We start from the raw sequence: 8898 nt of genomic DNA on the forward strand, positions 1-8898 counted from the left end.
GTCGGCGGGGGGGCCCCCACCGGGTCCGGGCGCGCCCCGGCCCCCACCCCGCCCCCCACCCCGCCCCCGCCCCCCCCCCCAACCCGGGCGCCCCGGGCCGCCCCCGCGACCGCGGGCGGCGCCAGCCCGGCGGCGACGGCGGATGTGGCGAGCGCGGTACGCAACAGGGTTCGTCGGTTGACGATCATCGGATCTCTCCTCCATGGCCGGATCTCGCTCTCAGGCTCGCCGCTGCGGGCGGCCCTGGCGATAGCCGCGGGACGACCGGGCGGGAGTTCCCGGCCGTCCCCGGCGGAGAGTCCCACAGGGACCGGGAGAGTCAGTCGCCGGACAACTCCCTGGTGATCGCGGCGAACGGCTCGGCGAACGCCGCGTTGACCGTCACATAGGACACTCCCCACTTCTCTCGCCAGCGGCGCAACCGGTCGGCGCCCGCGGCCGGGCCGCCGGGCAGCACGGTGACCGCACCCGAGGCGGCCAGCTCGGCGGTGGACACGCCGATGAACTTCTCCACCCACGGCGCCGGCTGGTCGCCGACCGAGATCAGATTGATGTTCAATTCGATTTCACCGACCCGTTCCCCGGCCAGCTCCCGGAACCGGTCGATGGCCTCGCCGGCCTGCTCCTCAGTGGTGGTCGGCGCCCAGGTGAGGGTCACGATGTCGGCCTCGCGGGCGGCCAGCGCCGACATCTTCGGGCCGCTGCCGGAGGCGAGCAGCAGACGCGGACGGTCGTCCATCTGCTTGATCTCGGCGATCGTCTCGGCCAGGTCACTCAGGCGTTGACCGGCGGTGCCGAACGTCCGGCCGAGCTCCGCCGCCTTGCGCTGGTTGTCCGGCCGGCCCAGGCCGAGACCCAGCTCGAACCGGCCGCCGGAGAGCGTCTGCAGGGTTCGCGCCTGCCAGATCAGCGAGCCCCGGGCGCGCAGCGGCTCGGCGAGCACGAACGTTCCGAAGCGGAGTCTCGTCGTGGCGGAGGCGACGATGCCGAGAGCGGTGAGCGGGTCGAGGTCGCCGAGCGGATCCGGGGTCACGACGGTGTCCAGGCCCAGCTCCTCGGCACGCCGGGCGAGGCCGGTGAAGCTCGGGATGTCCCGGGCCTGCCCCGCGACGAGTCCGAAGCGGAACGCGCGATCAGTCATGATGTGTCTCCTCAACGTATCGGTCGGCCACGTGCATCATGGCGCGCGGGCGGCAGCAGCGGCACGCCCCGTGGACTTCCCGGGTCCAAGTTCCCTCCTCGGGTGGGACGGCAGCCTCACGACGCGAGGAAGCGGTTCCGCGAACGTTGGCTCCGGGTTGGACGTCCAATGAAGGGGGTGCCCGTGCAGGACGGCAGCGAACTGGTCCGGTACGTCGTCGAGAACATCGTCAACACGGGGCAGTTGGTCTCGGTGCCCGAGTACCTCACGCCCGACTACAGCCTGCACAAGACCGGCCTGTCGGTACCGGCCGGTCCGGAGGCGTTCAAGATGGCCGTACGCCAATGGCGCTCGGCCTTTCCCGACTACCACCTCACCGTCGAGGCGACGATCGCCGAGGGCGACCTGGTCGCCTGCCGCTATATCGCCACCGGCACGCACCGCGGCTCGCTGATGGGCATGCCGGCGAGCGGCCGCGGCTTCGCCGTACACGGCACCGACGTGCACCGGCTGGTTGACGGGCGGATCGCCGAGTCCTGGCTCGCGGACGACATCGCGCGGCTGCTTCACGACCTCGGCCTCCTGCGGCCGGTCGCCTCCGGCAGCTGGACCTGAAAGGCAGTCCATGACACGCGCTCTGATGCTCTTCGCCACCGACGGCGTGCTGCTTACCGCGGACGGGACGGAACGCACGCCCGACGCCGCCGAGGTTCTCGCCGCGCTGCGGCACGGCGGCGACACCGTGCTCGCGCTCGTCACTCCCGAGCCCGAGGCCCGGGCCCGGGCCCGGGTCACCACCGCCGGACTCGACCGCTACCTCGATTTCAGCGTCGGAGCGTACGGCTCCGACACCGCCGACCCGGCCCAGTTGGTCGGCCTCGCGCGCCGGCGGGCGACCGAGACCTACGGCCCCCTCGCGACCCTGGTGGTCGTCGCCGGCGCGGACCAGACCGCCTGGGCCCGCGCCGAGACCGATGTCGTGGTGGCCGCACTCCATGTGGCCGAAGCGCCGGGCGCGACCCTCGACGGGCTGCATTCGGCCGGGGCCGACCACCTCGTGACCGACCTGCGCGAGGCGATCGCGCTCGGCCTCGCGTACGCCGGCTGACCGGCGCGGCAATCCCCGTAATCCTTCGCGGCAGAACAGGAGTTGGGCTAGATGACACTGCACTCGACGGCTCTCGTGGTCACCGGCACGGTCTACAGCTGGGGTGACAACGCGTTCAAGCAACAGTGCGACGGCACGACGAACCCGCGCCTGACGCCGACCCCGATCGGCGGCCTGGACGATGTCGTCTCGGTCGTCGGGGGCGGCGGGCACGGTGTCGTCCTGCGCACCGACGGCTCGGTGTGGGCCTGGGGCCGCAACGACCACGGCCAGGTGGGCGACGGCACCAACGAGAACCGGGACACACCGCTTCGGATCGACGGCCTCGACGACGTGGCCACCCTGTCCGGCGGAGGCGGGCACACACTCGCCCTGGCCAAGGACGGGACGGTGTGGGCCTGGGGGCACAACGGCCGCGGCGACCTGGGTGACGGGACGACCGAGAACCGTTCCCGGCCGATCAAGGTCAAGGGTCTGAACGATGTGGCCGCGGTGGCGTGGGGCGGCGGGCACAGCGTCGCGCTGCGCACCGACGGCTCGGTATGGACCTGGGGCCACAACCTGTTCGGCGGGCTGGGCGACGGCACCACCCAGACCCGTCTCGAGCCGGTCCGGGTCGACCTGGCCGACGTGGTCGAGGTGTGCGGCGGTGGCGGGCACACCCTGGCCCGTACGGCCGACGGGACGCTCTGGGCCTGGGGCCGCAACGACCGCGGTCAGGTCGGTGACGGCTCGAACGAGACCCGGGTCTCGCCCGTACGGGTCAAGGGCCTGGACGGTGTCGAGCTGCGGACGTTCATCGGCGGCTACTTCCATAGCCTGGCCCTGGCCCAGGACGGCACGGTCTGGTCCTGGGGAAACAACGACAGCGGCCAGCTGGGCGACGGCACCGGTGACAATCGGAACGTGCCGCGCCAGGTCGAAGGCCTGACCGACGTGTCGGCGATCGCCGGTGGCGGCGGGCGGAACGAGTTCGGACCGGGCGGCCACACCATTGCATTGCTCACCGACGGGACCCTGAAGGCCTGGGGCCTCAACGACGCCGGCCAGCTCGGCGACGGCACGACCGACAACCGCTCCCGTCCGGTGGAGGTCCGCGGGATCAGCGGGGTGCGGCACGTCGTGGCCGGCGGCGGATACAGCATGGCGCTGGCTTGATGCCACTACCGGTACGGGCCGGCTGCCGGCTCGGCCGCCGGCACGTACCCGTGTGTGGTGAAAGGACGAGGGGTGAGCGAGCGACTCGCACGCGTCTGCATCGTCGGTGCCGGTCCGCGCGGCCTGGCGGTGCTCGAACGGATCTGCGCCAACGCCGGTGACCGGCAGGTCGAGCTGCATGTGGTCGATCCGTACCCACCCGGGGCGGGCAAGGTGTGGCGCACCGACCAAGACCGGGAACTGCTGATGAACACCGTCGCCTCCCAGGTCACGATGTTCACCGACGAGACGGTGGAGATGGACGGCCCGGTTCTGCCCGGGCCGAGCCTGTTCGACTGGGGCCGCCGGCACGTGCTGCCCGATCCGTCCGGATGGGCCGACTGGGTCCGGCGGGAGGCCGGCTCGTTGGGACCGGACTCCTATCCGACCCGCGCGTTCTACGGCTGCTACCTGCGGTGGGTGTTCGACACGGTGGTCCGCAACGCCCCCGGTGGGGTGCGGACCTTCACGTATGCCCGGCAGGTCGTCGACGTGGCCGACCACGGCTCTGACCACCGTCAGCGGGTGCTGCTCAGCGACGGCCACGTCATCGAGGGCGTGGACGCGGTCGTCTTCGCGCAGGGCCACGTCCCGTCGGCGGCCACCAGTGAGGAGGCTGCCCTGCATCGCTTCTCCCGGGCCCGGGGCCTGCGTTATCTGCCGCCGGCCAACCCGGCCGACGCGGAAATGTCCTTCGTCCGGCCGGGCGAGCCGGTGTTCCTGCGCGGCCTCGGCCTCTGCTTCTTCGACTACCTCGGGCTGCTCTCGGCCCGGCGGGGCGGGCGTTTCGAGCGGCGCGACGGCGAGTTGCACTATCTGCCGTCCGGGGCCGAGCCGCGGATCTACGCGGGTTCCCGGCGGGGCGTGCCCTACCATGCCCGGGGCGAGAACGAGAAGGGCGCCTTCGGGCGGCACGAACCCCGGCTGCTGACGCCGGCCACGATCGCCCGGCTCAACGCGTACGGCGCGAGCAACGGCGGCCTGGACTTCCGACGGGACGTCTGGCCACTGCTCGCCCGCGAGGTGGAGCTGGTCTACTACCGCACGCTGCTGGGCCGCCGGGCCGCCGAGGGTGACGTCGCCGCTTTCGCCGCGGCGTTTCTCGCGCTGGAGACGACCGCCGGCGCTCAGCGGGTGCTGCTGCGCCGCTGGGGGTTCGCCGACCGGGAGCATTGGGACTGGGCGAGGATATTGAACCCGGCCGGCGGACAGGTTTTCGCCGGGCCGGGCGAGTTCCGCTCCTGGCTCGCCGGCTACCTGAAGCGGGACATCGCGCAGGCCCGCCTGGGCAACCTGAGCAGTCCGGTCAAGGCGGCCGTCGACGTGCTCCGCGATCTCCGCAACGAGGTGCGGCTGCTGGTCGACCACGGTGGTCTGACCGGCCGCTCACACCGGGAGGATCTGGACGGCTGGTTCACCCCGGCGAACGCCTTCCTGTCCATCGGGCCGCCGCTGCGCCGTGTCGAAGAGGCCCTGGCCCTGATCCGGGCCGGGATCCTCGACATCGTCGGACCCTGCGTACGGGTGGAGCACGGCCGCGGGCGACGCGGCTTCGAGGTCATGTCGCCGGCCGTCCGCCGCTCCCGGATAACGGTCAACGCGCTGATCGAGGCCCGCCTCGGGGAGCCGGACGTCCGCCGCGCCGCCGACCCGCTGCTGCGGCGGATGTTCGCGGCGGCGCAGGCCCGGCCGTACGTGATCGCCGACGGGCAGCCGGGCCGCTACGAGACGCCGGGCCTGGCGGTCACCCGGCGTCCGTACCGGATCATCGACGGGTCCGGAGCCGCGCACCCGCGCCGATTCGCGTTCGGCGTGCCCACGGAGTCGGTCCACTGGGCCACCGCGGCCGGCGTCCGCCCAGGCAGCAACTCGGTCACGCTCGGCGATGCCGACGCGATCGCCCGGCTGATCGTCGGCGACCACCGGGACGAGGCGCCGGTCGGTGCCGCCGTCGGCGCGACGGAAGGATCACTGCGGTGACGTACGACGACGCGGACCTGGGACTGCTGGCGCCGGTCTGGGCGGGCACCCCGGTCCAGGCCCTCACCTCCGATCGGGCCTGGCTCCAGGCCATGCTCGACGCCGAGGTGGCGTTGGTGAGCTCGCAGGCCGAGCTCGGCTCGGTGCCCGCCGGGGCGGTCCAGGTGATCGCCGCGGCGGCGGTGGCCGACCGGTTCGACATCGCCGCCCTCGCGGTGGCCGCCCGGGGCGCGGCCAACCCGGTCGTCACGCTGGTGCAGCGGTTCACCGCGCTGGTGGCGGCGGCCGAACCGGCCGCCGCGGACTACGTGCACCGTGGCTCCACCAGCCAGGACGTCCTGGACACCGGCACCATGCTGATCGCCGCCCGGTGCCTCGAGGAGACCGAGCGGGCGATGCGCCGGGTCGCGGCGGCAGCGGCCCGGCTGGCCGCGGAGCACCGCGACACCCCGATGCCCGGGCGCACCCTCACCCAGCACGCCGTGCCGATCACCTTCGGCCTCAAGGCGGCGGGCTGGGCCCAGGCCGCCCGGCGGTCGGCGGATGGGTTGCGGCACCTGCGGGGGACACTCCCGGTGCAGCTCGGCGGCGCGGCCGGCACGCTGGCGGGCTATCTGGCCTACGCGTCATCCGAGGGCGACCCCGGAACGTACGCTGAAAGCCTGGTCCGGATCTTCGCACGGCGCACCGGTCTGGCCGTGCCGGTGCTTCCGTGGCACACCGACCGGACACCGATCGCCACCCTCGGCGCGGTCCTTGCCGTCGCCACCGGCGTGGTCGGGAAAATCGCGGTGGATGTCCGCTCGCTGGCGCGCACCGAGGTCGGTGAGGTGAGCGAGCCGGCGGCTGAGGGGCGCGGCACCTCGTCAGCGATGCCGCAGAAGCGCAACCCGGCACTATCCACCCTGGTCATCTCGGCCGCGCTCCAGACCGGCCCACTCGCCGGTGTGCTGGCCCAGGCGATGCTGGCCGAGGATGAGCGGCCGGCCGGCGCCTGGCACGCGGAATGGCAGCCGTTGCGGGAGCTGCTGCGGCTCACCGGGGGAGCGGTGGCGACCGCCGCCGAGCTGGTCGAGGGTCTGCGGCCGGACGTCGCGCGGATGCGGGCCAACCTCGCTCTGACCGGCGGTCTGATCTGCGCGGAGCGGGTGGCGGCCGAGCTGACCCCGCTGCTCGGCAAGGCGACGGCCAAGGCGCTGATGGGCCGGGTGAGCGCGGCCGCCGCGTCGGGCCGGAGCGTCCAGGACGAGCTGCTGGCCGCGCCCGAACTCGCCGGCCGGGTCGACGCCGCGACGCTGCGCGGCCTGTTCGAGCCCGGCGACTACCTGGGCGCGGCCTGCGCCCTGGTCGACCGGGCTCTGCAAGGGCTCGGCGACGAGGCTCCGGGTCAGCTCAGTGACAGCCAGAGCGCGACCGCGGTGGCGGCCAGATAGAGACCGGAAGCGACCGCGACCGCCTGGTACCGCCGCCGCTCGGACCAGCCCAGCAACCGGGCCACCTCGGCCACCAGCGGCAGCACCAGCACCGCGTGCAGCGTGACGCCGTGCACCGGTTTGAGGAAGCCGGCGGTCTCATAGGCCTGCTCGGGGTGGCTCTCCCGGACCAGGGTGGTGCCCTTGACGATCATGACGACCCCGGAGCCGAGCGCGAGGATCAGCAGGGCGAAGCCCACGCGCATGGCGAGCCGGAGATCACGTCCGCCACGGACCCGGCCCCGCAACGCCGGGACGGCGAGGGTGCTCAGTGTGATCACCAGAACCGCACCGCCGAAGGCGAGGCTCATCGCGATCCGCGAGTCGAACGACGTCTCGGTGTTGAAGTGTGACGGAACCCGGCGCCAGGCCTGGATGGTGATGCCGGCGACCTCCAGGACACAGTCAGCGGCGAAGATGCCGAGCACCCAGGCCCGCATCCGCGGACTCATGATCAGCTTGGAGGAGATCCATGCGATGGTGATCAGGGTGATGCCGAAGGAGAGCCCGAAGGTGGTCGGTTTGCGCCACGAAACGGGGCCCTCCCACGGCGAGTCGTCGACCAGGAAAACCACGAAGTGGACGACGCCGGACAGCATGAGAAAACCGCCGATTGCGTACGCGAGGGTCTCGACCCGCGGCCGTTCGCGCCGAACCAGGCCGCTGAGCGAAATGCGGTGCCGTGTCGTCGTCGTCATGATTTCCCCCGGAGGCTCGGAGCTCGTCAGCGCAGGGCCGGCGTCTTGCGGTACTCCCGAGTGAGCGCCATGACGGCGCTGACCAGGGCCGCCGCCTGACCCACCCACTGCAGGAAGACGCCGATCCACACGTCGAACTTCCCCGGGTCGCCGAGCCGGCCCCAGACCGAGCCCTCGATCAGGCCACCCACGGTGACGAACAGGGCCGCGAGCAGGCCGATGAACAGCAACCAACGGTAGCGCGGAAAGGCGAGTACGAGGACTCCAGCCACGCCCAGAATGATGGGACCCGGCGGGATCTTGGGGAAGCCGGGCACGCCGACCAGGTACTGGATCAGAATGCCGAGACCGGCCACGAGCAGGCTGATCCCGAGTGCTAGACGCGGCGTTGTCAGAGAGCCGTTGCTGGCCATGGCAGGGAGTCTCCTTCGGTGGTCGTTCAGGTTGCTCCAAGTCTGGTCGGTACCGGCTCTCATGGCGTCCGTATGGTGCGGCAACGCGTGTACGCGAATTTGCGTAGCACCGGTCCTCTCGCGCGTGGACTACAGGGGCGGCGGCGCGGCCTAGGTTGAGGACATGAGCATCGAACGAGAAGGCTCGAGCGAGTACGCGATCGAGGTCGCCGGCCTGACCAAGCGCTACGGCAAACACGTGGCCGTCAACGATGTGAACTTTGCCGTGCGCTGGGGCTCGATCACCGGCTTTCTCGGCCCGAACGGCGCCGGCAAGTCGACGACCATGCGGATGATGGTCGGTCTCACGCCGCCGACCGCCGGCAAGTCCACGGTGCTGGGTCTCGACTTCCGGCGGCTGCCCGAACCGGGGCGGCACGCCGGTGTGCTGCTGGACGCGTCGGCCCAGCACGCCGGCCGCACCGGGCGGGAGATCCTGCACCTGGGAGCGACCGTCATGGGCATTCCGGAGAAGCGGGTCGACGAGATCCTCGAGATGGTCGGTCTCACCGCGGAAGAAGCCGGTCGGCGCACCGGCGGCTACTCGCTCGGCATGCGCCAGCGGCTCGGCATCGGGCACGCACTGCTCGGTGACCCGCAGGTGCTCATCCTCGACGAGCCGGCTAACGGCCTCGACCCGGCAGGCATCCACTGGATGCGCGGCCTGCTGCGCAATTTCGCCGACCGCGGCGGCAGCGTGCTGCTCTCCTCGCACCTGCTTCACGAGGTCGAGGTGGTCGCCGACGAGCTGGTCGTGGTGGGCCGGGGCGCCGTCGTGGCGCAGGGCCGCAAGGACATGCCGGGCAGGCCCGCACGGGCGTGTCCGGCCGCTGTGAGGGTCGCGTCGAGG

The 8898-nt window shown here is 72.2% G+C and carries 9 protein-coding genes; 6 read left to right on the plus strand and 3 right to left on the minus strand.

The window, feature by feature from the left end:
* Positions 1–319: 319 nt before the first annotated feature.
* Positions 320–1141, minus strand: a complete 822-nt coding sequence (locus AB0M88_RS51990) for an LLM class flavin-dependent oxidoreductase (RefSeq protein ID WP_364115652.1) — start codon at positions 1139–1141, stop codon at positions 320–322.
* 177 nt (positions 1142–1318) lie between these two features.
* On the opposite strand from AB0M88_RS51990, the gene AB0M88_RS51995 reads away from it, so the two are divergent.
* The 5 genes from AB0M88_RS51995 to AB0M88_RS52015 all read left to right on the plus strand — a co-directional run bounded on the left by AB0M88_RS51995 (position 1319) and on the right by AB0M88_RS52015 (position 6859).
* Positions 1319–1756: an ester cyclase gene (locus AB0M88_RS51995; protein WP_364115654.1), complete on the plus strand. Its 438-nt coding sequence runs from the start codon at positions 1319–1321 to the stop codon at positions 1754–1756.
* 10 nt (positions 1757–1766) lie between these two features.
* Positions 1767–2249 carry a hypothetical protein gene (locus tag AB0M88_RS52000; protein ID WP_364115657.1) on the plus strand — a complete coding sequence of 161 codons (483 nt, stop codon included), beginning with the start codon at positions 1767–1769 and terminating at the stop codon, positions 2247–2249.
* 51 nt (positions 2250–2300) lie between these two features.
* On the plus strand, positions 2301–3407 hold the full coding sequence (locus AB0M88_RS52005) for a hypothetical protein (RefSeq protein ID WP_364115660.1): 1107 nt from the start codon (positions 2301–2303) through the stop codon (positions 3405–3407).
* Between the two features lie 72 nt (positions 3408–3479).
* Positions 3480–5426 carry an FAD/NAD(P)-binding protein gene (locus AB0M88_RS52010; RefSeq protein WP_364115663.1) on the plus strand — a complete coding sequence of 649 codons (1947 nt, stop codon included), beginning with the start codon at positions 3480–3482 and terminating at the stop codon, positions 5424–5426.
* Entirely contained in the window at positions 5423–6859 is a 1437-nt protein-coding gene (locus tag AB0M88_RS52015) for a lyase family protein (protein ID WP_364115666.1), read from the plus strand. Before AB0M88_RS52010 ends, AB0M88_RS52015 begins: the two co-directional genes overlap by 4 nt.
* Here AB0M88_RS52015 and AB0M88_RS52020 read toward each other — a convergent pair.
* Both AB0M88_RS52020 and AB0M88_RS52025 read right to left on the minus strand, forming a co-directional pair.
* Positions 6814–7596, minus strand: a complete 783-nt coding sequence (locus AB0M88_RS52020) for a hypothetical protein (RefSeq protein ID WP_364115669.1) — start codon at positions 7594–7596, stop codon at positions 6814–6816. The two genes, AB0M88_RS52015 and AB0M88_RS52020, sit on opposite strands and share 46 nt — an antisense overlap.
* 26 nt (positions 7597–7622) lie before the next feature.
* Positions 7623–8009, minus strand: a complete 387-nt coding sequence (locus AB0M88_RS52025; protein ID WP_364115672.1) for a hypothetical protein — start codon at positions 8007–8009, stop codon at positions 7623–7625.
* 163 nt (positions 8010–8172) lie between these two features.
* On the opposite strand from AB0M88_RS52025, the gene AB0M88_RS52030 reads away from it, so the two are divergent.
* A partial coding sequence (locus AB0M88_RS52030) for an ATP-binding cassette domain-containing protein (protein ID WP_364115675.1) occupies positions 8173–8898 on the plus strand: 726 nt, incomplete at its 3' end.

Origin of the sequence: Actinoplanes sp. NPDC051411 (assembly GCF_040682075.1) — a bacterium.
GTDB lineage: Bacteria > Actinomycetota > Actinomycetes > Mycobacteriales > Micromonosporaceae > Actinoplanes.